General features: G+C 60.4%; 22 protein-coding genes. 16 read left to right on the top strand and 6 right to left on the bottom strand.

The annotated features are described in order from the left end of the window. Positions 1–43 precede the first annotated feature (43 nt). Together B2M20_RS14515 and B2M20_RS14510 are read left to right on the top strand one after the other, a co-directional pair. Complete coding sequence (locus B2M20_RS14515; protein ID WP_079447758.1) at positions 44–1,039, top strand: SPFH domain-containing protein; 996 nt, start codon at positions 44–46, stop codon at positions 1,037–1,039. Between the two features lie 26 nt (positions 1,040–1,065). Continuing rightward, positions 1,066–1,512: an NfeD family protein gene (locus tag B2M20_RS14510; RefSeq protein WP_079447757.1), complete on the top strand. Its 447-nt coding sequence runs from the start codon at positions 1,066–1,068 to the stop codon at positions 1,510–1,512. Between the two features lie 62 nt (positions 1,513–1,574). Here B2M20_RS14510 and B2M20_RS14505 read toward each other — a convergent pair whose 3' ends face one another. After that, the gene (locus tag B2M20_RS14505; RefSeq protein WP_079447756.1) at positions 1,575–2,588 is read right to left on the bottom strand and encodes a KpsF/GutQ family sugar-phosphate isomerase; all 1,014 of its coding nucleotides are present in this window, start codon (positions 2,586–2,588) and stop codon (positions 1,575–1,577) included. Positions 2,589–2,781: 193 nt separating this feature from the next. Between B2M20_RS14505 and B2M20_RS14500 the strand changes: the two genes are divergently transcribed. Further along, positions 2,782–4,470 (top strand): outer membrane beta-barrel protein, encoded by a 1,689-nt coding sequence (locus tag B2M20_RS14500; RefSeq protein WP_079447831.1) that lies wholly within the window; start codon positions 2,782–2,784, stop codon positions 4,468–4,470. A 52-nt stretch (positions 4,471–4,522) separates the two neighbouring features. Here the strand turns inward: B2M20_RS14500 and B2M20_RS14495 are convergent, their stop codons facing one another. From B2M20_RS14495 to B2M20_RS14480, 4 genes are all read right to left on the bottom strand, one after another. After that, a complete protein-coding gene (locus B2M20_RS14495; RefSeq protein WP_079447755.1) occupies positions 4,523–6,100 on the bottom strand; it encodes an FGGY-family carbohydrate kinase in 1,578 nt (525 codons plus the stop codon). 131 nt (positions 6,101–6,231) lie between these two features. Continuing rightward, complete coding sequence (locus tag B2M20_RS14490; RefSeq protein ID WP_079447754.1) at positions 6,232–6,795, bottom strand: DUF2478 domain-containing protein; 564 nt, start codon at positions 6,793–6,795, stop codon at positions 6,232–6,234. 231 nt (positions 6,796–7,026) lie between these two features. After that, positions 7,027–7,431: a winged helix-turn-helix domain-containing protein gene (locus B2M20_RS14485; protein ID WP_079447753.1), complete on the bottom strand. Its 405-nt coding sequence runs from the start codon at positions 7,429–7,431 to the stop codon at positions 7,027–7,029. A gap of 65 nt (positions 7,432–7,496) precedes the next feature. Then, entirely contained in the window at positions 7,497–10,019 is a 2,523-nt protein-coding gene (locus B2M20_RS14480; protein ID WP_079447752.1) for a DUF3772 domain-containing protein, read from the bottom strand. Between the two features lie 450 nt (positions 10,020–10,469). Here B2M20_RS14480 and B2M20_RS14475 point away from each other — a divergent pair, with 450 nt between their 5' ends. From B2M20_RS14475 to B2M20_RS14415, 13 genes are all read left to right on the top strand, one after another. Next, the gene (locus tag B2M20_RS14475) at positions 10,470–10,739 is read left to right on the top strand and encodes a hypothetical protein (RefSeq protein ID WP_338013171.1); all 270 of its coding nucleotides are present in this window, start codon (positions 10,470–10,472) and stop codon (positions 10,737–10,739) included. 124 nt (positions 10,740–10,863) lie between these two features. After that, positions 10,864–12,084: an acyl-CoA dehydrogenase family protein gene (locus B2M20_RS14470; RefSeq protein ID WP_079447751.1), complete on the top strand. Its 1,221-nt coding sequence runs from the start codon at positions 10,864–10,866 to the stop codon at positions 12,082–12,084. 8 nt (positions 12,085–12,092) lie between these two features. Continuing rightward, positions 12,093–12,635, top strand: coding sequence for a flavin reductase family protein (locus B2M20_RS14465; RefSeq protein WP_079447750.1), 543 nt, complete (start codon positions 12,093–12,095; stop codon positions 12,633–12,635). A 174-nt stretch (positions 12,636–12,809) separates the two neighbouring features. Next, positions 12,810–14,030, top strand: coding sequence for a citrate transporter (locus B2M20_RS14460; protein WP_079447749.1), 1,221 nt, complete (start codon positions 12,810–12,812; stop codon positions 14,028–14,030). A 217-nt stretch (positions 14,031–14,247) separates the two neighbouring features. Beyond that, a complete protein-coding gene (locus tag B2M20_RS14455; RefSeq protein ID WP_079447830.1) occupies positions 14,248–14,856 on the top strand; it encodes a LemA family protein in 609 nt (202 codons plus the stop codon). A 21-nt stretch (positions 14,857–14,877) separates the two neighbouring features. Further along, positions 14,878–15,741 carry a TPM domain-containing protein gene (locus tag B2M20_RS14450; protein ID WP_079447829.1) on the top strand — a complete coding sequence of 288 codons (864 nt, stop codon included), beginning with the start codon at positions 14,878–14,880 and terminating at the stop codon, positions 15,739–15,741. A 2-nt stretch (positions 15,742–15,743) separates the two neighbouring features. Then, positions 15,744–16,241 (top strand): TPM domain-containing protein, encoded by a 498-nt coding sequence (locus tag B2M20_RS14445; RefSeq protein WP_079447748.1) that lies wholly within the window; start codon positions 15,744–15,746, stop codon positions 16,239–16,241. A gap of 170 nt (positions 16,242–16,411) precedes the next feature. Then, positions 16,412–17,413, top strand: coding sequence for a hypothetical protein (locus B2M20_RS14440; protein WP_079447828.1), 1,002 nt, complete (start codon positions 16,412–16,414; stop codon positions 17,411–17,413). Between the two features lie 239 nt (positions 17,414–17,652). After that, complete coding sequence (locus B2M20_RS14435; protein ID WP_244553527.1) at positions 17,653–18,582, top strand: hypothetical protein; 930 nt, start codon at positions 17,653–17,655, stop codon at positions 18,580–18,582. 558 nt (positions 18,583–19,140) lie between these two features. Further along, complete coding sequence (locus tag B2M20_RS14430) at positions 19,141–21,300, top strand: TonB-dependent receptor plug domain-containing protein (RefSeq protein ID WP_079447747.1); 2,160 nt, start codon at positions 19,141–19,143, stop codon at positions 21,298–21,300. Positions 21,301–21,522: 222 nt separating this feature from the next. Further along, positions 21,523–22,062: a hypothetical protein gene (locus B2M20_RS14425; RefSeq protein WP_079447746.1), complete on the top strand. Its 540-nt coding sequence runs from the start codon at positions 21,523–21,525 to the stop codon at positions 22,060–22,062. Between the two features lie 157 nt (positions 22,063–22,219). After that, positions 22,220–23,071 (top strand): cytochrome-c peroxidase, encoded by an 852-nt coding sequence (locus B2M20_RS14420; RefSeq protein WP_244553526.1) that lies wholly within the window; start codon positions 22,220–22,222, stop codon positions 23,069–23,071. Positions 23,072–23,203: 132 nt separating this feature from the next. Continuing rightward, the gene (locus B2M20_RS14415; RefSeq protein WP_079447745.1) at positions 23,204–23,641 is read left to right on the top strand and encodes a hypothetical protein; all 438 of its coding nucleotides are present in this window, start codon (positions 23,204–23,206) and stop codon (positions 23,639–23,641) included. 48 nt (positions 23,642–23,689) lie between these two features. On the opposite strand, the gene B2M20_RS14410 is transcribed toward B2M20_RS14415, so the two are convergent. Continuing rightward, positions 23,690–23,878 carry a hypothetical protein gene (locus B2M20_RS14410; RefSeq protein ID WP_139372919.1) on the bottom strand — a complete coding sequence of 63 codons (189 nt, stop codon included), beginning with the start codon at positions 23,876–23,878 and terminating at the stop codon, positions 23,690–23,692. Between the last annotated feature and the right edge of the window lie 153 nt (positions 23,879–24,031).

Raw genomic sequence — 24,031 nt, 5'->3', positions numbered from 1 at the left:
CGCATTGCGTTCTTGAAGGACGGCGCCTCGCAGGGAGCATTTCATGACCGGCTTCGATATTTTCGCGATTGTTTTCGTGGCGCTCGTGATCCTGACGCTGTTGGCCGGCGTCAAGACCGTGCCGCAGGGCTACGACTGGACCATCGAACGGTTCGGCAAGTACACGCGGACGCTCGATCCCGGTCTCAATCTCATTGTTCCCTATATCGACCGGGTCGGGCGCAAAATGAACATGATGGAGCAGGTGATCGACATTCCCAAGCAGGAGGTCATCACCAAGGACAACGCGACCGTCAGCGTGGACGGCGTCGCCTTCTACCAGGTGTTCGATGCCGCCAAGGCGAGCTACGAGGTCGCGAACCTCAACCAGGCCATCGTGACGCTGACAATGACCAATATCCGCTCGGTGATGGGTTCGATGGACCTTGACCAGGTGCTGTCGCATCGTGATGAGATCAACGAGCGGCTGCTTCGCGTCGTGGATGCCGCGGTATCTCCGTGGGGTCTGAAGGTCAACCGCATCGAGATCAAGGACATCGTACCGCCTGCCGACCTCGTGCAGGCGATGGGCCGCCAGATGAAGGCCGAGCGGGAAAAACGCGCCGACATCCTTCAGGCTGAAGGCCAGCGCCAGTCGGCGATTCTCAAGGCCGAGGGGCAGAAGCAGTCGCAGATTCTCGAAGCCGAGGGCCGAAAGGAAGCCGCCTTCCGCGATGCTGAAGCACGCGAACGGTCGGCGGAAGCCGAGGCCAAGGCGACGCGCATGGTGAGCGAGGCGATCGCGAAGGGTGACGTAGCGTCACTCAACTATTTCATCGCTGATAAGTACATCAAGGCGTTCGGTCAGCTTGCAAACTCGCCCAACCAGAAAGTTGTGATGTTGCCGATGGAAGCCACCAGCATGCTGGCGTCCCTGGCCGGCATCGGCGAGATCGCCAGGGCCACCTTCGGCGAGAGTGCTGCGCCGGCTACGGCGACTGCACGGAGGGGGACGGTGCCCAATGCGGGTGCGCCGGCCTCGGTCCCTTCGCAGGGATAGGATAAACCGGGCGAAGGAGAGCGTTTATGGGTGACATGTTCACGTCGCTGGGAACCTGGAACTGGTTGATCTTTGGCGTCGTTCTGATGGGCCTCGAACTGCTCGTGCCGGGCGTGTTCCTGTTCTGGCTGGGACTGGCGGCATTTCTGGTTGGTGTGCTGTCGTTCCTGATTGATCCAACGTGGCAAACGCAGCTCTTGATGTTTGCCGTGTTCGCAGTCGCCGCGGTGCCGTTATGGCGTCGGGTAGCGCGCTCGGATTCGAGCGCCGGCGACAGCCCGTTCCTCAACAAGCGCGCTCATGCGCTGGTCGGGCGCGTGTTCACGCTGGAGAAGCCGATCGTAGATGGGACGGGCACGGTGCGGATCGACGATACGATCTGGCGGATCGAAGGACCGGACGCGCCGGCCGGTAGCCGGGTGAAAATTGTGAAGGCGAACGGCGCGAGCCTGACAGTGGCTGCGGCATCGTAGCGCGCATCTGGCCCCCGCAGAGTACTAGGAAGATCCCGCGGGGGGGGGCCTTCGCTTGATGATCAAGCCACGCCCGCGCGCAGTAGGTCGTGCAAATGCACGATGCCGACCGGCTTTTTCCCATCGGTTACGATCAGCGCCGTGATCTTTGACGAGTTGAGGATTTCGAGTGCCTCGCCCGCCAGGAGGTCGCGTCCGATCGTCTTCGGATGGGGCGTCATGACATCGTCGACGCGAGCAGTCATCAGGTCGGGTCCCATGTGACGGCGTAGGTCGCCGTCGGTGACGATCCCGACCAGGTGACTCTGGCCGTCAATAACGCCGACGCAGCCGAACCCCTTTGACGTCATCTCGACCAGAGCATCCGACATCTTTGTGCCGAGCGGTTTCAACGGCAGGGCGTCGCCACTGTGCATGAGGTCGCGGGTGTATTTCAACAGTGCGCCGAGCTTGCCGCCGGGATGCAGAACGCTGAAGTCGACCGAGGTGAAGCCCCGGCCCTCCAGTAACGCGATGGCGAGCCCATCGCCGAGCGCGAGTTGCATCAGCGAGGACGTCGTCGGCGCGAGGTTATGCGGACAGGCTTCGCGCGCCTTGGGCTGCACCAGCGCGACATCTGCGGCTTTGCCCAGTGTAGAGTCGCGCTCGGCGGTCATGGCAATCAGGGGAATGCGAAAACGTTTGGCATAGGTGATGAGATTCTTCATCTCCGGCTGCTCGCCCGACCAGGACAGCGCCATGATGACATCATCGGGAGTGATCATGCCAAGATCGCCATGACTGGCTTCCGCCGCATGGACGAAGAAGGCAGGCGTCCCGGTCGAGGCAAAAGTCGCAGCGATCTTGCGGCCAATGTGGCCGGACTTGCCGAGACCGGTGACGATCAGCCGTCCTTTGGCGTTGCGGATCAGGTCCGCTGCAGCAGCGAACGCGGGACCGAGATCGGATCTGAGCGCCGCGGCAAGCGCCGACACGCCGCCAGCCTCCGCCTCGAAGGTCCGCAATGCGGACTCGATTGCGGCGTTCGCCCGATCGGTCATGGCGGGTGTCACTGTGCGTGATTCAAATGAGGTCATGCTGGTTCCACGCTGAGACACGGAAGCAATGTTTGGTCCGATCGTTGTGCTTAGCACGCCTACTTGTGCGATGCGATGCAGCTTCGCATTCTCAACGGCCCGTTAACCATAATTGTTTTAACTCCATTAACGATAGCAAGCCCGCTTCAGGCGAGCTTTTTAAGTTTATGTTTTGTTTGGAGTTTTCGGGATCGTGTCTACCGGTCCAGCGACGGGCTTTTGCCAGCGCGCGCCGACCTGGCGTGCGGTTTTGGTTTGCCTCGCGCTCATCGTTCCGGGGTGCGCGACTGTTGAGGCCCAGACACTCACCGGCGATGCCGTTACTCCGCTTCGGGGCGGGCTTTTTCAAGCGCAGGAGCCTTCCTTGCGTCGGACCGGGGATGCCGGCGGCGATATGGCGTTGGCGCCGTCAACAATGGCTCCCTCCCGCATCGGCAGAATTCCCACCTACGACATCCCCGCCGCGGCGGGTGCGGACGACACGGGCTATGATTCGCTCAATCGCCGGCGCAAGAAGCTGAAACTTTATCCCGGCACGCCGAAACCGAAGCAACCGCCGGGGCCGGGCAACTTTGTTCCCGTTCCGCCACCACCGCCGTTATCGATCCCGCCGTCATCGACCGCCAATACGACTCCGCTTGCCCCGGCGATGGCCGGGAAGGTCGAGGGGCAGCCCACGCGCCGCCGCCTGAAGCGCGATGACGATCCGTTCGGCCCCGTGGGCAATTACGTCGGCAGCTTTCTCGTGAAGTCGGCAGTCGAGCTTTGGGGTGGCTACAACACCAATCCCGGTCGCTTCAATAGGCCGGAGGGCTCGGCGTTCTATATGCTGTCGCCCGAATTCGTGGCTGCATCAAATTGGTCGCGACACTCCCTCCTTGTCGATTTTCGCGGATCGTTCACCGGATTTGGCAGAACTTTCCCGCCGGGGGCCGATAATCCACAGTCGATCGTGTCGGTGCCAACGAACGTGGATCGGCCGGACTTCATCGGCAGGGTCGATGGACGTCTCGACGTCAGGTACGATACCCGCATAAATTCGGAAGTGCGATTGCGGGTTAGTACCGACAATCCCGGCAGTCCCAACGTCCAGGCCGGTCTGATAAGGTATCCGATCTTTGCGACGACCGGGGGAACGGCCGGCATCGAACACGACTTCAACCGGCTGCAGGTTTCGCTGAACGGAATGGCAGACCGCACCATGTATCAGTACTCGCAATTGACGGACGGTACATCGACGTCCAACGATGACCGCAACTTCAATCAATACGGTGCCGTGGCGCGCGCGAGCTATGATCTATTGCCCGGCTTAAAGCCGTTCGGCGAAGTCGAGGCGGACACGCGAATCCGCGACACGCAATTCGATCGCAATGGCTTCCAGCGCGACTCCCGCGGCGGCTATGCCAAGATCGGGTCCAGCTTTGAATTGACACGTTTACTGATTGGCGAAGCCTCTATCGGCTATACCGCCCGGAACTATGCGGACCCGAGTCTCAGTCAGTTGACCGGCCTGCTCACCAGCGGGTCGCTGGTTTGGTTAGCGACGCCGCTGACCACGGCGAGGTTCACCACAGTGACCTTCGTCGATGAATCCATGGTGGCGGGTGTCTCCGGCGTACTGACACGCACCTACACTTTCGAGCTCAATCACGATTTCCGCCGCTGGCTGACCGCGATCGGCAGGTTCACCTATGGGACGCAAGAATATCAGGGGTCGACCCGTTCCGACCAGGTTTACTCGGTTTCCGGGGAGCTCGTTTACAGGCTGAGCCGCGAGTACCAGATCAGGGCCCAGGTGCGCCGCGACCTGCTGGATTCGAATATTGTCGGCGCAAGTTCGGTGGCGACTGTGGTGATGCTCGGCGTCCGGTTGCAGCGCTAGAGCCTTTCACCGCTCAATGAGAAGCGGAAGGCTCCTGCATCTTGCTGCCCAATCACACGAACTGCGACAATGCCCGGCGATGCTCGTGCATCATTAAGAACGCGCGGTAGCGCCGGTCGAAGAAATCGCGCGCCGCAGGAGCTGGCTGCACGGTTCGACCGATCGGGGTCATTGCCGCTGCGGCCGCGGTAACCGATGGATAAAGTCCACAGCCGGCTGCCGCGGCACATGCGGTTCCCAACAGCACGCCGTCTGGTTGTTCGGGCAGGGAAACCGCGACACCTGCGGCATCGGCGTAGAGCTGGACCAGCAGCGAGCTCGCAGCATGGCCTCCCGTCAGTCGGATATGGGCGATGTTATAGCCGGCGTCGTTCAGGGCATCGATGATGTGCCGTGTTCCCAGCGCGATGCCGACAGCGGTCGCGAAATAAAGCCGCGTTAACGACGTGGGTGAGGCGTCAAGGCGCAGTCCGTGGATCACGCCGACTGACTCCGGGTCGGCGAGCGGCGAGCGGTTGCCATGAAAGTCCGGCAGCACATGCAGATCCTCGACAAACGTGAATCTGCTTTCCGTCAGCGCTGCTTCGATTTGTGCCGCCATCACCGCATGTCGGTCCGCTCCAAGCGATCTGCCTTCGGCATGGAGGTCGAGAATGTGATCGAGCAACGAACCGGTGGCGGATTGACCACCTTCGTTCAGCCAGTAGCCCGGCAGCATCGCATCGTAATACGGACCCCATACTCCGGGAACTTGCCTCGGGTCGGGAGAGGCCGCCATGTGGCATGAGGATGTGCCGGCGATCATGGCGAGAGTCTTGTTGAGGCCGGGTGCGTCGAGGTTGCCAAGCATGCCGATACCGCCGGCATGGGCATCGATTGCGCCGACGCCGACAACACAGCCGCGGGGCAGGCCAAGCTGGTCGGCGCTTTCGGCGGTCAGTGGACCGGCACTTGTTCCGATCGGCAGCGTCGAGGCGGGAAGCGACGCTCTATCCTGCAAGTCATCGAGCCCGACTTGCGACAGGAAATCGCTTTGCCAGCCATGCCGCTCGTGGGAAAGATAAGTCCATTTGCATGTTACGGTGCAGGTGGAGACAGCGACCCGGCCCGTCGCCTTCCAGGTCAAGTAGTCGGTGAGGTCAAGCATAAGCCCGTAGCGGCGCCAGGCATTGGGACAATGTCGTTTCAGCCAAAGCAGCTTCGGAATTTCCATTTCCGGCGACATCACATTGCCGACGTGGTCAAGCACGCGATGGCGAGTGGCGGTGATCTCATCCGCTTCTGCCGCGGCCCGATGGTCGCCCCACATGATCACGTTCCAGCGATCATCGCCGGTGATAGAGGCCGTAACCGGCCGACCGCCGCGGTCTAGGGTGACGAGCGAGCAGGTGGCGTCGAAGGCGATGCCTTTGACCTCTTCGGCAGCGATGTGTCCGGCCGCAACGGCACCGCGTACCGCGTGGCAGACCGCTGCCCAGATCTCATCCGAACTATGCTCGGCATGATCGGTTTTGGGATGTGCGGTCGCAAACGGAGCTTCGGCGCGCGCCAGCAGGAGGCCGCCTGCGTCGAATACGCCTGCGCGCGCGCTGCTCGATCCGACATCCACCGCGATTACAAGGTCAGGCATGCGGCACCTACAAAGGAAACGCTGCCGTCGTGTCAAGGAGTTATCGCGTCAAGGAAGTTAAGCGGACAAGCCTCAATTCGACTTTGCAAGCACGCACGCGATCATGCTTGCGGCTCTCAGAGACGAGCAGCCTATTTGATAACTTCACAGACCGTCAAATGGTCCGGTGGACGCAGGCTGCCAGTAGGGGCCGACACGAGTCTCCACCACGCATCCAGCGATTTCCGGTCGCAACGCAGTTTGACGGTCATGCCGCCGGCAAATGTGATCCAGTCCGCAAAATAGTGGCTCGGCACCGCGATTACGACCGGAATGTCGGCGTCGAGCGCGCGCTCGATCAGATGGGCAAGGCCTCCGCCTTTGCGCTCCTGCCGGCCGAATCGGTTGACGATGAGGATATCCCCGCCTTCGTCGAGAGTCCGTGCAATCCGTTCGCCCGCGTTTGTCAACCGTTCGATGTCCAGCCGGCACCTCGCCGGGTCATGCGCAAGATTCTGATGGAGCCGAAGCTGCTCGCCGGTCGGGATCAGCGTTGCTGACAGGTCGGCATCAATGCGGTGGCGACCAAGCTGAACAATGCCCACCGCGAGGTGGCCGCTCTCGTTCAGATCGGAGGCAAATTCATGGAGGACATCATCGGGGTTCTCTCCCTCCGTATAGACTAGAGCGGCGAGGTCGCATTGGGCATCGAACATGATCCGTCTCTTTCTTACGTCGCAGCAGAGCTCGTCAACGATTACCCGGCGGGTCCGAGAGGCCTGCGATCACCTCCCGGGCCGCCTGCTCTTCGTCGTTGTATTTTTTAATATATCACGTTAGGCGAAATCAGGCCAGAGCGCTGCAGGCGGGGAAGCAGGGGAATGAGCGCCGGATGCGGCCGGCCGGTGCGGCAAACGTGGGCCGCTCGGCGTTACGGCGCGGCCGGATCAACGAGCCTTGGCGTCCCTGTCTCGTTCCGTGCTTTTCTTCGGGTGCCGGATGTCGTTTCGCAGCGCCTCGAGTTCCTTGTGGACCGCGCTGGCGGCATCGCGTTCTATCTTGCGATAGCGAGCGACCAGGGCGACCCCGAAGGGGGTCAGGACCGCGCCGCCGCCGTTCTTGCCGCCGGTCTGCCGCGCGACCGCCGCCTGCCGGCAGATGCGATTTATTTCATCGACGAGATCCCAGGCGCGCTTGTAGGACATGTCCATGGCACGTCCGGCGGCTGAAATTGAGCCGCAAGTATGGATGCTTTCGAGCAGTTGGATCTTGCCTGGTCCGATGCGGCCCTTTGGATCCAGATCGATTCGCAAACTCAGTGAGGGTAGTGATCTGTTGGATAAAGCCTGCATTTCACGCTCGGTATTTCACGATCGAAGATACGGAAGCCGAACTATACATCATTCGATGGTGAACGTCAGCTTTCCAATGAACCTATCCGCCGTCCTGACGCCCCGGAGCGTCTGCCGTCAGCCAGGTCGCGCACGAAAGCTTCGATGCGATCGAGGTCGCCAATATACAGGTCCCGTTGAGCGTTCGGAAGCGCGATTCCCTCCTTTCGGAAGCGCTTGAGAATCTCGAGTCTGACCTCGTTGGCGGCTCCTGCATCGATGCCGATGTGCGCGACGTGAAAAAAGACCGCAAACTCCAGTGCGTCGGGACCGAATTTATTGAGAATTGCAAACGGTTCAGGCGACTTCAGGGCGCGGGGGTGGTGCGCGACGATGTCGAGCAGGATTTCGACAACCTTGTCCGGGTTCGCGTCACAGGAGGTGCTGACCGTTACGGACAGACGAGCCGAATAACTTCCATGCATCCAGTTGACGACCTGGCCGCTAATCAGTTCCGCGTTCGGCACGATCACCGAGACGTTATCATAGGTGGCGATTTCGGTGGCGCGCACGTTGATGCGTTTCACGACGCCCATGCGGGTACCGACTTCGATGCGATCTCCGACCTTGATCGGGCGCTCCACAAGCAGAATCAGGCCGGAGACGAAGTTGTTGATGATGGATTGCAGTCCGAAGCCGATGCCGACCGACAGCGCGCCGGCCACGATAGCGACGTTCTGCAAGTTAAGTCCGACATACGACAGCGCGATCAGGGTCGCGAGAATGACCCCCGCATAGCCCGCGCCGGTGCCGATCGAACTGCGAACGCCGACATCGAGATTTGTTTCAGGAAGGAAACGCTCCTCCAGCCATCGCTTGAGCGCGCGCGTGGCCACGACGCCGACGGTGAGCACCGCAAGCGCGCCGAGAATCTGGGACGGCGAAATGGTGATGTTGCCGATTTGAAAGCTGAAGAATGCCGACGACATTGACGTGACGACGTCGTCAGAACGAATTCCCCACGTGGTGAGGATAATAAAGGCTGTAAGTCCGATTAGGGACAGTTGGACGAGGCCACCGAGCACCGCAGCGATCTGACGGACCGCGCCGCTCCCGAGGCCGGCGGTTTGCCGCAGAAAACGGCCGACCGCGCCGCTAAAAGCGAATGTCGTATTGATAAGAACCGCCGAGAACCGGCTCAGGAGGATGAAACTCATGAGCGCGACGATCATCACGACCATTTCGATCGTGATGAACCGGCCTAATGCGACATATCCCGCGAGGGGCCCGATAATGGCGGCCATGGCCATCATCCAGCCGATCGGAATCAGCAGGCGCCACGCGGATCTTTGGGCGGAGGAGGGTGCGGCGGATTCCTCCTCGGCTTCGGTGGCGGCCGCAACGCGCAGCGCGCCCATGAAGAGAAGCGCTTTCGTGATTGCAAGTATCGCCTGGCTTGCGATCGTAAGCTCGATTGGCGATGCGATCGCCAGACTGAGCGCGTCGAGAACGATGCCGACCGCGGTGACCATGGCGAGCAGCACCGAGTAGGAAATCAGGCCGTCGGCCGCGGCATTGTCCAGTTCGATCAGGCGCCATGATGGGCGGCCAGGTGCGAGGACCGCGCTGGTCAGCCGGATAAAAAAGAACCCGAAGGTGATACCCAGAAACAGGGCCCGAACGATCGGCGTCACGTCGCCGGGGAGAACCTCGAGCGTCAGAAGCGCCTGGTACAGCACAAACAGTGCGATGGCCGTAAGCGCCGTATCGGTGAACACGATCGCGGCCGCGGAACCCGTCTTCCGCAGCGCGCTGGGATTGGCGATCTCGGGATCGCGCGTCGTCCATCTTGACCACCAGTGCCTGCCCGGTGACAGGAAGAATCCGAGCACGACGATGGCGGCGATAACAAAGCCGGATGCGGCGCGAAGCGGCTGTGACGATAGCACGCGCCCCCACTTGGAGAGCAGATCGACCAGGCGGCCGGCGGCAATCGGAGCTGCGTTCGCGGCCGTGAGCCAGAACTCGGGATTGACGAGGCTGGCGGAGCGCTGCAGCACGGATTCGTTGAATACCGCACGCCGCCGATCGGAGATCGCGTCGATCGTTTGCTGGGCTCGCACGTTGATGAGCTTGGCCTGTTGAATGACGCCTTGCCTTGCGGCGATCTCAGCCAATAGTTTGGCCCGTTCGAGCTTCACGTCGTCGGGCTGTGGAGCGGCGGCTTCAGGGCTTGGCGCGAGTTCGGCGGCGCGTGCGCTTGCCGCCTCGAGGCGAGGCGTAATTCTCGATATCAGCTCGCGTGCTTCGCGCTGCGCCGTCGCGGATCGATCCCGAAGATCGTTCAACACGGTGTCGTGAATGACTCTGGCGCGCAGCGTCGCCTCGACCTGATCGAGCGTCTGCTTCCACTCGTCGAGTTTCGACTGCGCTCGCGGAAACTCCGGCGCCGGGACGGACGGCAGATCCTCTGCGGGAGCGGGAGGTGCAGCAGCCGGGCTCGCCGGTTTGCCATTCCCCGGTGCCGGCGCCGGCGCAGGTGTCGCGGCATGCAGAGGCATCCACGATAAAAAGATGATGAAGAAAATTGCCACGCGGATTGTCTTCATGCTCTTTACCTATCGAAACTGCAGAGGATTGACGATGCAGCATTCCAGAAAGGAATGGCGGAGCCGACCATAACGGTTTTCCGCTTCTGGTCCGGCCGTGCAATGCGCGTGAAGGCGCGCAAGTTTGCTTAAGCTACAATAGGCGGAATTCCGCCTATTGTATGTACGACGGTTCAGCCGCCGTTCGCTTGAAATAACCTGGCCTTCAGCGACTCGTAATGCTGACGACGTTGTTCGATGAGAGGGTCTAAGGACAACTCTCGGGCCACAGGCCAATTTGTCCCAGTCCTTTAATGGCGGTCGCTGTCGGCGCGGGGCGTATCATGTGTATTCCGTTGATGTAACTTGCATATTTCTTGAGTCACTCACCTCACGGTCTATCCAAAGTCCATGGTTCAGGGGGCCGCCTCGACAACAGCCGCAGATTCAGGGCCGCTCAAAGGGCTTCAGATGACCGTCGTTCACACCGAAACCGTCTGTCAAATCGCCGCGATCCTGGCTGTCGCAACCTCCCTGACCGCGCTGGCGAACCCGAGCTGTGCATTCTCCGCTGAAACGACAGTCCACAGGCGACGCATTCCGGCGCTGCAACTCCGAATCCCGGACATCGGCCGGATCACCGCTTGCATGCTCAAAAACCGCTCCAGCCTTAGCTCGGGCTGTCGCGTCGAGCTCGACAAAGGGCTCGTTGCAAAATCCCACAGGGTCGCCGCGCAGTAAACTGCCGGATTCGGCGGACGCCATCTGTAGTTGATCCTCCTCTTGCTCGCTTGTAGTTAGAAGGAGTGGTCACGAAGCCCGTGCATGGGCGACGTCGCTCAGCCGAATTTCAGGGGATTGTCGAATGGCAGGTATCGATCCCGGCACGCCTGCAAATCCGGCAGGGTCTGATGCAGACTATGCGGCTGTGATGGCGCGGGCGCGAGCGCTGGCGCCGGATCTGCGTGACCGGGCTGCCAGGACCGAGGAGTTGCGGCGCTTGCCGCCGGAGACGGAGGAGGAATTCCACGAGGCCGGATTGTTCAGAATCCTGCAGCCGAAGCGGGTCGGCGGCTCTGAATTCGACTATGTAGCACTCGTCGACTGCGCCGAGGCGATTGCCATGGCTGACGCATCCGCGGCCTGGACGCTGGCCAACCTTGCGAGCCATCACTGGATGCTCGGCATGTTCGACAGCCGCGCGCAGGATGCCGTTTGGACCAAGGATGCGAGCGCGTTGATCGCGTCGTCCTTCGTGTTTCCTTCCGGCCGTGCCAGGAAAGTCGAGGGCGGCTACCGCCTGCAAGGCCACTGGCCGTTTTCATCCGGAGTGGATTGCTGTGCGTGGAACATGCTGGCGGGGATCGTTTTATCAGATGATGAAGCCGACGGCATTGAGTACAGGATTTTTCTGATTCCCCGTGAAGACTATCGGATCATCGACATGTGGAACGCCGCCGGCCTGAAGGGAACGGGCTCGAACGACGTTGCTGTCGACGATGTCTTCGTCGAAGGTTGGATGACGCTGTCGGTCGAGGACATCGCCGGTGGTCCGTCGCCCGGAAGTGCCGTCAATGCGAACCCGCTTTATGCCCTGCCGGTTTTTGCGCTGTTTCCGTTCGTGCTATCCGGGGTGGCGCTTGGTAACGCCCAGGGCTGCCTCGAAGACTACATCGAGGTCGCACGGCACCGCGCAACCACCTACAGTCGCGCCATGCTAGGCGATCTTCAGTCCACACAGATCAAGATTGCCGAAGCATCTGCGAAGATCGACGCCGCTCGTCTGATCATGCGTTCGGTCTGCATCCGAGCGATGTCTGATGCGCGGCGCGGGCTTGTCCCCGACATGGTGGTAAAAACCGGATGGCGGCGCGATGGCGCTTATGCTGTGACTCTGTGCACCGAGGCGGTTTCGTTGCTGTTTGCGTCGAGCGGCGCGCGCGGGTTGTTCGCCGGCGCTCCGCTGCAGCGCCAGTTCCGCGATGCGAACGCGATCAATTCCCATATCGCATTTAACTTCGATGCTGCGGGCACGGATTACGGCCGGGTCGCCCTCGGGCTGCCGTCGCAGAATCTGACGTTGTGAGGCGTCTGATGGCCGACGGTCCTGAACTTCCCGATACGCCGGATCCGGCCCGTGAGCTGGCGAGTGGGGAGTCAGCTCTTGATCCGCGCGACTTCCGCAACGCGCTCGGGACCTATGCAACGGGAGTCACCATCATCACGGCTGCCGACGAAGAAGGAAAACCGCACGGGTTGACGTGCAACTCGTTCGCGTCAGTCTCGCTGAATCCGCCGCTGGTGCTTTGGAGTCTGGTGATCTATTCACGGAACATGAGGGTATTCCAGAATGCGAGCCACTTCGCGGTCAATGTTCTCGGAACTTCCCAGCATGGGCTTGCGGATAAATTTGCGCAGCCGTCAAGCCGCAAGTTCGAGGGGACCGACTGGAAGCCAGGTCTCGGCGGCGCTCCGCTTCTGGCGGACAGCGTTGCGAACTTTGAATGCCGAACCGTCGATCGTTATTACGGGGGGGATCACGTCATCTTCCTCGGCGCCGTAGAAGCCTATAGCTACAACCGGGATGAAGCGCTGTTGTTTTCCCGCGGAAAGTATGGCCGCTTCGTCGGCGGATGATGGTTTGATTTATCCATCAACGTCTCAAGCCGGCATGGGATCACATGCCGCGACGTCAGAGGCGAAGACGATCGAAATTCGTTGCAGCAGCGATTCGGTTTCACTTCCCTCGTCCCTCGCGTGAATCCGCCGTGCGGATCTCACTTTGTCAATGCTGAAATATTTGAGAATGCGATGGCCGATTCGATTCTAGTCGTTGGAATACCCCTCGATTTCATTTTCTTTGCGTGTCTTCTTCTCGGCATTGCGGTGTTTCACCGTCATACGCTTCTTATAGCCTTGATCGGTCTTGCAGTGATCGTCGGTTACAAGATGGGTTTTACCGGATTCAAGTTTGGCACGGGAGTGGCCGGCCTTGTCAATCACATGACCCACGAGTGGGTCATGTTGGCCAACTTGTTCCTGTTGCTGATGGGATTTGCCATTCTGTCGCGGCACTTCGAGGAGAGCCGGATTCCCGATGAGATGCCAGCCGTGCTGCCCGATGACTGGAAAGGCGGCGTCGTCCTTCTCATCATAGTCTTCGTTCTGTCGAGCTTTCTCGACAACATCGCGGGTGCGCTGATCGGCGGCACGGTGGCGCGCCATGTCTTTCGGGAAAAGGTTCACATCAGCTATCTGGCCGCGATCGTCGCGGCCTCCAATGCCGGCGGCGCTGGGAGTGTGGTCGGCGACACGACAACGACGATGATGTGGATTGACGGCATCAGCCCGCTCAGTGTGCTGGAGGCATATATCGGGTCCATCGTGGCGCTCGCGATCTTTGCGATTCCGGCCGCAATGCGGCAACATCGCTTTTCGCCGGTGGTGAAAAATCCGCAGAGCGGCTTGCGCGTGGACGGCGCGAGAGTCGTCATCGTTGCAGTCATTCTCATCGCCGCGCTGGCGGCGAATGTGACCGCCAATCTGAAATTCCCGGCGTTGCTCGATACGCTTCCCGTGCTCGGGCTAGCTGTCTGGGCGGCGATTTTGCTGACAGCCTTCTTGCGCGCGCCGGATTGGAAGGTCATGCCCGAAATATTCAAGGGCACGATCTTTCTTCTGGCGCTGGTGACTGCCGCCTCCATGATGCCGGTCGAGAAGCTGCCGGCGGCGTCGTGGCAGACGGCGCTCGGTCTCGGCTTTGTTTCGTCGGTGTTCGACAACATCCCGCTTACCGCGCTTGCGCTCAAGCAGGGCGGCTATGATTGGGGGTTTCTCGCCTACGCTGTCGGCTTCGGCGGCTCGATGATCTGGTTTGGCTCCTCTGCAGGCGTGGCGCTGTCGAACATGTATCCCGAGGCGAAATCGGTTGGGCTATGGGTCAGGCACGGGTGGCCCATCGCGGTCGCGTATGTTGTCGGCTTTTTCGTGATGCTGGTCGTACTTGGCTGGAATCCCGACGCGCCCCATTGAAGATGCATCGGCTCACACCTGGTTAGGTTCGCGTCGCGATATCCATAGTCATCATGCCTCGAACTATACCGCGCGGCGGAAAGATTCGGCGAACAGGCGAGTTCCGCGTGGGGCAGGGATTTGACAGGACTGGCCCGCTTAACATCTGCTACCTTCCGGCTGTACGGCCGAGAGGTCGCGGGACGTTTCCCAATCTGTTGTCGGCAGGAGAGATATGATGCGAAGGCTTTTGACGGTGCTGGCGGCGCTCGCAACTCTGAGCCTGACCAATTGCGGCTACAATGCTATCCAGTCGCAGGACGAGCAGATCAAGTCCGATTGGTCCGAAGTGGTCAATCAATACCAGCGTCGTGCCGACCTGATTCCGAACCTCGTCAATTCCGTGAAGGGTTTTGCGCAACAGGAGAAAGATGTTCTGCTTGGCGTCACCAACGCGCGCGCCAAGGTGGGCAGCATCCAGGCGACGCCAGACGTGCTCAACGATCCGGCTGCGTTCCAGAAATTCCAGGCCGCCCAGGGCGAGCTTTCCAGCGCGTTGTCGCGCCTTTTGGTCGTCACCGAGAATTATCCGCAGCTCAAATCGGATGCGCTGTTTCGCGATCTGATGGGCCAGCTCGAGGGCACTGAGAACCGCATCACCGTGGCGCGCAATCGCTACATCAAGGCGGTGCAGGACTATAACGTGACCATTCGCTCGTTCCCCACCAACCTGACCGCCATGGCGTTAGGTTACAAAACGAAGCCGAATTTCACGGTCGATAACGAAAAGGACATCTCGACCGCGCCGAAGGTCGATTTCAATCCGGCGCCGGCCGCGCCGAAGTAGCCGGCGTAGCCGGTGGCGATGATGCGTACCCTGAAGGCAGCGCTGCTGACGCTGATGCTGTGTTGGGTCGGCGCAGCGTTCGCCGATGTGGCGGTGCCGCCTTTGACCGGCCGCGTGGTCGATCAGACCGCGACGCTGGGCAGCGATCAGAAGGCGTCGCTCGAACAAGATTTGAAAGCGTTCGAGGATCGCAAGGGTAGTCAGGTCGCGGTGCTGATCGTGCCGACGACCGAGCCGGAAACGATCGAGCAATATTCGATCCGCGTTGCCGAACAATGGAAGATCGGCCGCAAGAAAGTCGATGACGGCGCGATCCTCGTCGTCGCCAAGAACGACCGCAAGCTGCGGATCGAGGTGGGTTACGGCCTCGAAGGCGCGCTGACCGACCTTACCTCGAAGCGCATCATCGACGAAGAGATCGTGCCGAAGTTCCGGAACGGCGATTTTGCCGGCGGCATTTCGGCCGGCGTCGATCGCATGTTGCGCGTGATCGACGGCGAACCGCTGCCTGCGCCAAAGCCGCAGGGACAGTACGCGAACAATTTCAGCATCGAGGATATCTTCAATCCCTTTGTCATCGTCGGCGCTCTCGTCCTCGGTGGGATCTTTCGGAGCGTCTTCGGCCGGCTGTTCGGCTCGGTGGCGGTCGGGGGAATCGTCGGTTTCCTGGCCTGGCTGTTCATCGGATCGCTCGTTGTCTCCGGCATTGCCGGTGGGCTTGCTTTCATCTTCACGCTGTTCGGCGATGCGATTGTTTCGAGCGCGGGCCGGGGCGGCGGCACGTGGGTCGGAGGCGGCAGGGGAGGCGGATCGTTCTCGGGCGGCGGCGGCTTTAGCGGCGGTGGCGGCGGCTTTGGCGGCGGCGGCGCATCGGGGAGCTGGTAGGCATGGGCATTGGACGCATCGGCAAGCATCTGCTCGGGAGCCGCTGGCGGGTGCGAAAGTATTTCCCGCCGGACGTGATGGCGGTCATCGAGCGGGCTATCCGCGCCGGAGAGGCGACCCATTCGGGTCAGGTGGTGTTCGCCGTTGAAGGCGCGCTCGATGGCATCCCTTTGTTTCGCGATCAGCCGGCGACGGCGCGTGCGCTTGATGTGTTCGCGCATCTGCGGATTTGGGATACCGCGCACAACAACGGCATTCTGATCTATCTGCTGCTTGCCGACCGCGATGTCGAGATCGTTGCCGACCGCGGCATTCACGCCAGGGTCGGCGAAGCGGTGTGGAAGACCATCTGTGCCACGATGGAGGCTGAATTCAAGCAAGGTCGTTTCGAGGCGGGGGCCGTCACGGGCATCGAAGCCATCTCGCGACAACTTGCACACCATTTCCCAAAGCAGGGGACCGGCCCAAATGAGCTTCCTGACGTGCCGGTCGTGATGTGATTTGACGTCGCCATTGCTCTCGCCCCGACGGCGGCCGGGACATTTGCGGACCCAGTTAAGCCGCCTTGTCGGTCGGAAAAAATCCTAAAATTTCCGCAATGGTGCCGAAGGTAACGATTCCGCAAGCAATGAAGTTACCAGATGGTCAACCTGTCATGGAGGTTTTTAACGTGAGCGACCATTCGTCTGAGCGGACCACCGGTGAGCACGGTAACGAATTCAGCGGGACAGGGGACGAGTCATCGCGCGCCGAGCCTTCGAAGCTCGCGCCTGAGCAGGAATTGTCCGTACCGCCGCCCGACGACGCTAAGCCGATAGCACCTCGGATCGAACCCACGATTGAGACGGAAGCTCCGAGGACGGAAGTCTCTCGGGTCGAACGCGACGTTGAGATGGAAGCTCCGAAGGCCGACGCTCTGCGAGAAACCGGCAAGACAATGATCGTCGCGCCGTTCCACCGCGAGGCATGGGATCGCGCAGGCCACGATCAGAATTCAACGGCAGCCGGTGGCGCGCAGACATCGAGCCGGTTCGGCAAACGGCGTTTCAACGCCATTGCAGCGATAGCGGCATTGGCCGCGATTATTGGCGCGATCGGTGGTTCGCTCGTGACATCCGGCCTCGGGCACGGCACTGCGGATCAACAGTCGTCGGCGATTGCGGACCGTACCCAGGCATTGGAGGGCACCATCGAGCGGCTCGAATCCGAAATCGCCACGTTAAAAACAGGCATCGATCGTTCGACCAAGGGCGATGTCGGCCAGTTCGCCAAGGTCAACGATCGTCTGGGCAAGATCGAGAAGGCGCATGCTGACTCGGCGGCCAGATTGACGAAACTCCAGGAGGCGTTGGACAAGCAGCATTCGGCCGCAGCGCCGGCAGCACCGGCTGCGCCTGCAACCACCGCCGCAGCGAACGTGACAGGCTCGATTCCGGCTGCCGAGCCGGTGCCGCTACCGGCGCCCAAGCCGAGCATCGCGCGTTTGCCCGCAGTCCAGGGCTGGGTCTTGCACGACGTCATGGATGGCAATGCTTTGATAGAAGGCCGGAGCGGCGTCTACGAGGTTCACACCGGCGATCCGGTGCCGGGGCTCGGCCGTGTCGATGCGATTCGCAAGCAGGACGGTCGCTGGGTTGTCGTAACCAGCAGAGGTCTGATCGTAGCGCGCTGACGCGGTCTCCACGCCTAGGCCGTGTCCTCATAAAATCAGGAAACTTGGTTGCGGCGCGTTTGATGTCCGTTTGTCCCTCAACAACGGCACAAAAGCGGACATTGTGCGAGGTCCGGGAAGGGCCATAAGCTGCCATTGAAGATGAAGGCACGATGTTTTTACTCGATGCTGACCGGCTTTCTTCCCGTTGTCGCGGGCTCTGCGTTCACACTTGGATCGTCGCGACTTTCGCAATCATGATGGCCGCCGCTCCGCTACAGGCTTCAGCAGCACCAAAGGCGTCAGCGTGCGGATACCTCGCTGGTCTGATTGATAAGGCACCGCCGTCGGGGCCGTTGTTCCTGCCCAGCTATCCGACCGTCGAATCGGGGCCTCTGCATGGCGCCGCCTACCTCTATGACAATGCGGTAGCCGCCATCGCATTGGTCGGTTGCGGTGAGCAGGACAAAGCGTATCGGATTGGCTCGGCGGTTCTTTGGGCCATCGATAACGACCGCACCTGGCATGATGGACGGCTCAGGAATGCTTACGCCGCGGGTGTGGTGGCGAATGGCCCCGTCAAACTTCCAGGGTGGTGGGATAATACTCAGAACAAATGGTTAGAGGATCGATATCAGGTGGGCAGCGATGTTGGTAACATCGCATGGGCCATGTTGGCGTTGCTGTCGATTGACGATGCGAACACCGGCTCTCGGTTCCGCGATGGTGCAGCACGGCTTGGCGCCTGGGTCGCGCAATGGGCCGATACGCGCGGCACTGGCGGTTTCACGGGCGGTACGTTTGGGCATGAACCGACGCCGGAAGTGCGGGCGTGGAAATCGACCGAACATAATACTGACCTCGCCGCTGCGTTTGGCCTTCTTGCGATCCGTACAGGCGATTCGCGCTGGCGCGATAAGGCAACGGTTGCTGAGTACTTCGTAAATACGATGTGGAAACCGGCATGCGCCTGTTTCGCCGCAGGGACAGCTGAAGACGGCGTCACGCACAATCCGATTTTGGCTCTGGATGCTCAGATCTGGCCTTTAACAGCGCTTCACGGAGCGGCCGGGAAATTTGCATCGGCAATGACGACCGCCGAACAGCGAATGAGTGTCGGCGGAGGCTTTCTTACGGCGAAGACCGGGACGGTGTGTGGACCGAAGGGACGGGCCAAGTGGCTCTCTTGATGAAATTGCTCGGCAAGACTGAGAGGGCAGAGTCGTTGATCGCTGTCATCGAATCACAGAGGTCGCCCGATGGTGGGTTCTATGCCTCGACTGTCCGCGAGTTACCAACCGGGTTCGTGTTGGACACCGACCCGACCAAGCCGCGACTCTATTTCCGATTGTCACATCTTGGCGCAGCTTCGTGGGCTGCCCTCGCGGAACGTGGGTTCAATCCCTTTACGATGACAAAAGGACTTCCGTAATTGAGCCGCAGCGCTTCTCGTCTTGGCCTTTTCGGTCTTTTTTGATTTCGATATGTCCGCCGATATGAAATCGAGACAATGCTGGGGTCTAAGCGAACAGTGAGTGAGAACGTCGCGCTATCCGCTATCCAAAAATGTGTGCGGTAATACCCGTGCCACTATAGCGAGGCGGCCGCTGCCCGCGCCGGTTGAAACATCCGGCGCAAGAGTCGCTCAACTCAGTCGTTATATATGTGTCAATATGTCGCTGAGATTTTTACCTCCATCCTCGGTATCGATATTTTTTTATAAATATAGCGATTGCTTGGGGGTGACGATGATACGATCAGTGAATTTCCCTGGCAGGGGCGCGCTCCTGTCGTCCGTAGCGATTGTTGCGATGACGGTCGGCGCGGACGCGCAAGATCGTGGCCAAGATCGTGACGGAGTTTATCAACTCGGCGAGATCTACGTTTCAGGCGCAGCACGCGGAGGAAGCGGGAGCGGGGGTGCGGGCGGGGGCGGCGTCGGCGGTTCAACGGTGACGCGCGAGCAGATGTGGACCTTCGAAAAGCAGACCCTCGATCAGGCGGTGAACCTGGTGCCGGGTGTTAACGGCACGCTATCGTCCGCCGGTCAGCGTAACGAGACCGACATTTTCGTGCGCGGTTTTGGCCGCTGGCAGGTACCGTTGATGATTGACGGTGTGCGCCTCTATCTTCCAGCCGACAACCGGCTCGATTTTAGCCGTTTCCTCACCGGCGACATTTCCGAGATCCAAATTCAAAAAGGTTATGCTTCGGTGCTCGACGGGCCGGGCGGAATGGGCGGGGCCATCAACCTGGTGTCGCTTAAACCGGTCAAGCCGTTCGAGTCTGAAATCCGCGCTGGCACGATGTTCGACAATCGCGGAGCATTTCAGGGTTGGAACAGCTACGCGAGGATCGGCTCACGCCAGGAGAATTTCTACGTTCAGGGCAGCGTCAACCAACTCGACCAGAATTTCTGGTCGCTATCGCGCGGCTATTCGCCATATCCAGCGCAGGGTCCTTACCCCGGCTCGCTGGAAGATGGCGGACGGCGCAACGGATCGGACACGCAGGACTGGCGAGTCAACCTCAAGGCTGGTTACACGCCCAACGCCACCGACGAATACAGCATCAACTATACCAAGCAGTCCGGCGCCAAGGGTGCGCCCCTGAACGTCTACAACAACCCGCCATCGAGCCAGAACAGCTTTTGGCTCTGGCCCGCATGGAATGTCGAGAATCTGGCCTTCCTGTCGAACACGCAGATCGGCGACGCCTCCTATCTCAGGACCAAACTTTTCTACAACAAGTTTTACAACGCGCTCTCGGCGTATGACGACATCACCTATAGGTCGCAATCGAATCCCGGCCGTTTCAACAGCCAGTATAACGACAACGCGCGCGGCGGCTCGATCGAGGCCGGCACCGAGCTGATTCCGATGAACACGTTGAAGGCGGCATTCCACTATCGGCAGGATTTTCACACCGAGCAGAATGACAACCGTCCGACCAGTCCTGTTTTTAATACCACCGAGCCGTGGCAGCATCAGAACCAGACGACGTGGTCGGCGGCGCTGGAAGACACTTTCCACGTCACCCCGGACGTCGATTTGGTGGGGGGTGTCAGCTATGACAAATATCGGATCGATAAAGCTGAAGAGTATGACGACATAAGGGGACTATACGAGTATCCCAAAGGTGGCGCCGATGCCTTGAACTGGCAAACGGCAGCGATCTGGCGTTACAGCGAGGCCAAGCAGGTCTATTTCAGCGTATCTGACCGCGCGCGCTTTCCGACCATCTTCGAGCTTTACAGCCAGCGCTTTGGCAATGCGATTCCGAATCCCAACCTGGGCCCGGAGCGCGCCACCAATTACGAACTTGGCTGGAAGGGTCAGATTCTTTCTAACCTGAAGGGAACGGCTGCGATCTTCTACAGCGACGTGCGCGATCTGATTCAGGCGGTCCGTGTCAGCCCGACACAGTCGCAGACGCAGAACATCAACCAAGGCAACTTCTATGGTTTTGAGGCGTCGCTGGAAGCGCAGCTCTCCGCGCAGTTTATGATCGGCGGCAACTACACCTTTATCGAGCGAAACGTCAGCGACGTATCAATTCCCGGATTCAGGCCGGTCGGGGTGCCGACCCAGAAGGCGTTCGTCTATGCCACATGGCGGCCGATCGAGCCGCTCGCCATCACGCCGAATCTGGAGGTCGCGAGCGACCGCTGGAGCGATGTCCTCGTCGGCACCCAGGGACCGAACGCGCCGATCCGCGCCGCCTTTCCCGATCTCTATATCCGCACCGGGGCCTACACGCTCGCCAACATCAACGTCAACTACCAGGTCACCGAGAATGTCGAGTTGGCCGGCGGCGTGAGGAATCTGCTCGACCAGAACTACGAACTGGTGTGGGGACTGCCGCAGCCGGGACGCACCTTCTACGCGAAGGTGCGGGCCATATTTTAGCTTGGTGCGGCAGCGCGGCGAGAAGATGCACGCTGGCCCTCCGGCGTGCATCTTCAAAGGGCGCTGCGCTGATCGTGTATGCCTGTGGGGCCGCTTTGTCCGTTTGGCGAACGAACTTCGAAAGGTCTTAACACGGTCAGCCAGACTTTGGCCTCGATGTGCTTGGTATGCTTGTTGCGGAGTCTGCACGTTATATTCAGGTAATGGTGACGAGAGGTAAACATGCGCAGGAAGATTTCATGGGGTCTGGCGCTGAGCGCGCTTGGCCTTGCCGCCGTTGCAGCCGGGCCGATCGAGGCACAGGAATCTGCTCCGCCGCCGGCTTGTGCCGCTCCGGTCGCGCCGACAGGTGAACTGGCACCCTGGACCACACCGTTCCAACTAAAGGCGGCGGAGACCGAGACAAGTACGTCACGCGCGCGCCTGCCAATAGGCCAGGCCGCAAGCCTCACTTTGCTGCGGACACCTGATGTGCGTTACCCACTGCGCCCGGAGAAGCCGGGCGGCTCGGTCAGCTATGGCGGTCTTGTGCTGCTCGATGTGCATGAGGCCGGCACCTACCGGGTGGCGCTCGATTCGGCCGCCTGGATCGATCTCGTGCGAGACGAGCAGGCCGTGAAATCGACCGCGCATGGCCATGGGCCGAACTGCACCGGAATCCGCAAGATGGTAGATTACCCTCTCACCCCCGGCCCTTACATCTTGCAAATATCGGCCAATGGCCAGCCGCAGATGACAGTGCTGCTCGCGCGCTTGCCCTGATCCCGTGCAGACCCCGCCCTTCTCACTCCTGTTGCCGTCAGCCGGGCTCCTGCTGACAAGTTTGTTGTCAGCAGGATTTCTACCGCGAGAGACTTCAACATGGCGCTGGACGCTGCCTGCCGGCGTTTCGGCGCCGCCGATTCCAGCCGATAATCCCATGACCACTGTCAAGATCGAGCTTGGGCGGCGTCTATTCTACGACGCTGATCTCTCGGCTAACGGCACGATGTCCTGTGCTACTTGCCACGAGCAGAAGCACGCTTTCGCCGATGGCAATCGCACTCATCCTGGAGTGACCGACGAGTCCGGGCGACGCAATGTTCCCGGGCTGGCCAACGTCGCCTGGTTCACACCACTGAACTTCGCGGATCCAGCAGCCACAACGCTTGAGACGCAGGCGGCGACCCCGGTATTCGGCGCTCATCCGGTCGAGATGGGCATGGCAGGGCGCGAGGCGGAGATCGGCAAACGGCTCGGACGCGATAGCTGTTATCAGACGATGTTCGCACGCGCCTTTCCCGAGAACAGCGGTCGCATCGACTTTCCCAACGTGGCGCGTGCGCTGGCGAGCTTCGAACGTACGCTCATCTCTTATGGCAACGCCTGGGACCGGCAGCAGCTCGCTCCGAATGCACAAGCTGGTTCAGCGCTGTTCGCCCGCGATTGCGCGGCCTGTCATTCGGGAGCGAACTTCACGGATTTGTCCATGCACCGGCTTGGCCCGGCCGATCCCGCGCTCCCCGATCAGGGGCTGTTCGAGAAGACCGGGATCGACGCCGACCGTGGCAAATTCCGGACGCCATCGCTGCGCAACGTCGCGCTCACCGGCCCCTGGTGGCACGATGGATCGGCGCGGACGCTCGATGAGGCTGTCGCCAAGCACGGCCTGACGCACGACGCGGCCGAGGCGAAACAGTTGATCGCCTTCCTCACGGCTCTGTCCGACACCGAATTCACCCAGCGCCAGTCGCTTGCCATGCCTGAAGAGGCTTGCGGCAAGCGCCTCTAACACACAGACCGTGCGAAGCGCTTTTTGCCTCCATCGAGCAGGCAGTACAGTTAGCCGGTTCCTTACTGGACATAGTTATGAGCGAGCATTAGGTTTTGCGGCGAGGGGCGATCAGAGAACGAGACGAGTAGCATGGCTCCTCAGTTGCAGTATCAGGTCAGGTTCGACGTAAACGATTCGGTCATCGCGGAATCGATACGACGAAACGTACAAGAACCGGCGCTAACACGCCTTTTGGATATTCTCGCCAGACATCGCGCGGTGCCAAAATCCCAGTTCGATGCATTTTCCGAGTATGTCGCCGTAGCAGAAGAGCGCGGCATCGAAGGCTATCCGCTTTATGAATGGACCAAGGCAACGATTCAGAACCCGACAAAGAAGGAAAAATATCTGAAATCCTTCACGCTCTATGTGGAGGATCAAGAGGTCTATGCGAAGGAGATCGCTGATAGCTTGGAGTCAGATCTGCAACCGCTTGCTACGAGTGGGCTCATTACCCGGATATCCAAGTACGATACGAACCCCGAAAATAACCCTCAGCCACCGCAGCGTGGCACCGACCAAGGCTAATACGTCGCGGGGCGTGTCCGGGCGTTTTCCGATGCGGGCTGCCAGCGGCTAAAGCTTGGCGCGGCGCCCAGATCGTCCCAAAAGCTTTGCCGGGCGACTGGCGAGCAGTTCGGCCAGCCGCTGATCGTTGCCGTAGTCGAGTGGCCATTCCTGAACGCCGCCGAATTCATAAGCCACTGAGGCGGGCGCTGAGCTGATGTTCGTTAAGCGTTTTTTGAGCCAGTCAATCATCGTCATTTGGCGCCTCCATGATCGCGCTCTTCTAACTTTGCGGAGGAGAACATGCGTAGGCTTGAGTTTGTTCCCAAATTTTCGTTGCGAGAAGAGGTTTGCAAGAGAAGGACTTTTAAGCCGATTCTTGCTCTTGGCCCCAATGTGCTGGGTTTGAGA

It is taken from the genome of Nitrobacter vulgaris (assembly GCF_002028545.1).
GTDB classification, from domain to species: domain Bacteria; phylum Pseudomonadota; class Alphaproteobacteria; order Rhizobiales; family Xanthobacteraceae; genus Nitrobacter; species Nitrobacter vulgaris.
This window is presented reverse-complemented; position numbering and strand designations above follow the sequence as displayed.

Bases quoted from the DNA above. Each gene is read 5' to 3' on its own strand.
- B2M20_RS14515 (WP_079447758.1), top strand. From the start codon at position 44: ATGACCGGCTTCGATATTTTCGCGATTGTTTTCGTGGCGCTCGTGATC.
- B2M20_RS14510 (WP_079447757.1), top strand. From the start codon at position 1,066: ATGGGTGACATGTTCACGTCGCTGGGAACCTGGAACTGGTTGATCTTT.
- B2M20_RS14505 (WP_079447756.1), bottom strand. From the start codon at position 2,588: ATGACCTCATTTGAATCACGCACAGTGACACCCGCCATGACCGATCGG.
- B2M20_RS14495 (WP_079447755.1), bottom strand. From the start codon at position 6,100: ATGCCTGACCTTGTAATCGCGGTGGATGTCGGATCGAGCAGCGCGCGC.
- B2M20_RS14490 (WP_079447754.1), bottom strand. From the start codon at position 6,795: ATGTTCGATGCCCAATGCGACCTCGCCGCTCTAGTCTATACGGAGGGA.
- B2M20_RS14485 (WP_079447753.1), bottom strand. From the start codon at position 7,431: ATGCAGGCTTTATCCAACAGATCACTACCCTCACTGAGTTTGCGAATC.
- B2M20_RS14480 (WP_079447752.1), bottom strand. From the start codon at position 10,019: ATGAAGACAATCCGCGTGGCAATTTTCTTCATCATCTTTTTATCGTGG.
- B2M20_RS14475 (WP_338013171.1), top strand. From the start codon at position 10,470: ATGACCGTCGTTCACACCGAAACCGTCTGTCAAATCGCCGCGATCCTG.
- B2M20_RS14470 (WP_079447751.1), top strand. From the start codon at position 10,864: ATGGCAGGTATCGATCCCGGCACGCCTGCAAATCCGGCAGGGTCTGAT.
- B2M20_RS14465 (WP_079447750.1), top strand. From the start codon at position 12,093: ATGGCCGACGGTCCTGAACTTCCCGATACGCCGGATCCGGCCCGTGAG.
- B2M20_RS14460 (WP_079447749.1), top strand. From the start codon at position 12,810: ATGGCCGATTCGATTCTAGTCGTTGGAATACCCCTCGATTTCATTTTC.
- B2M20_RS14455 (WP_079447830.1), top strand. From the start codon at position 14,248: ATGCGAAGGCTTTTGACGGTGCTGGCGGCGCTCGCAACTCTGAGCCTG.
- B2M20_RS14450 (WP_079447829.1), top strand. From the start codon at position 14,878: ATGCGTACCCTGAAGGCAGCGCTGCTGACGCTGATGCTGTGTTGGGTC.
- B2M20_RS14445 (WP_079447748.1), top strand. From the start codon at position 15,744: ATGGGCATTGGACGCATCGGCAAGCATCTGCTCGGGAGCCGCTGGCGG.
- B2M20_RS14435 (WP_244553527.1), top strand. From the start codon at position 17,653: ATGGCCGCCGCTCCGCTACAGGCTTCAGCAGCACCAAAGGCGTCAGCG.
- B2M20_RS14430 (WP_079447747.1), top strand. From the start codon at position 19,141: ATGATACGATCAGTGAATTTCCCTGGCAGGGGCGCGCTCCTGTCGTCC.
- B2M20_RS14425 (WP_079447746.1), top strand. From the start codon at position 21,523: ATGCGCAGGAAGATTTCATGGGGTCTGGCGCTGAGCGCGCTTGGCCTT.
- B2M20_RS14420 (WP_244553526.1), top strand. From the start codon at position 22,220: ATGACCACTGTCAAGATCGAGCTTGGGCGGCGTCTATTCTACGACGCT.
- B2M20_RS14415 (WP_079447745.1), top strand. From the start codon at position 23,204: ATGGCTCCTCAGTTGCAGTATCAGGTCAGGTTCGACGTAAACGATTCG.
- B2M20_RS14410 (WP_139372919.1), bottom strand. From the start codon at position 23,878: ATGACGATGATTGACTGGCTCAAAAAACGCTTAACGAACATCAGCTCA.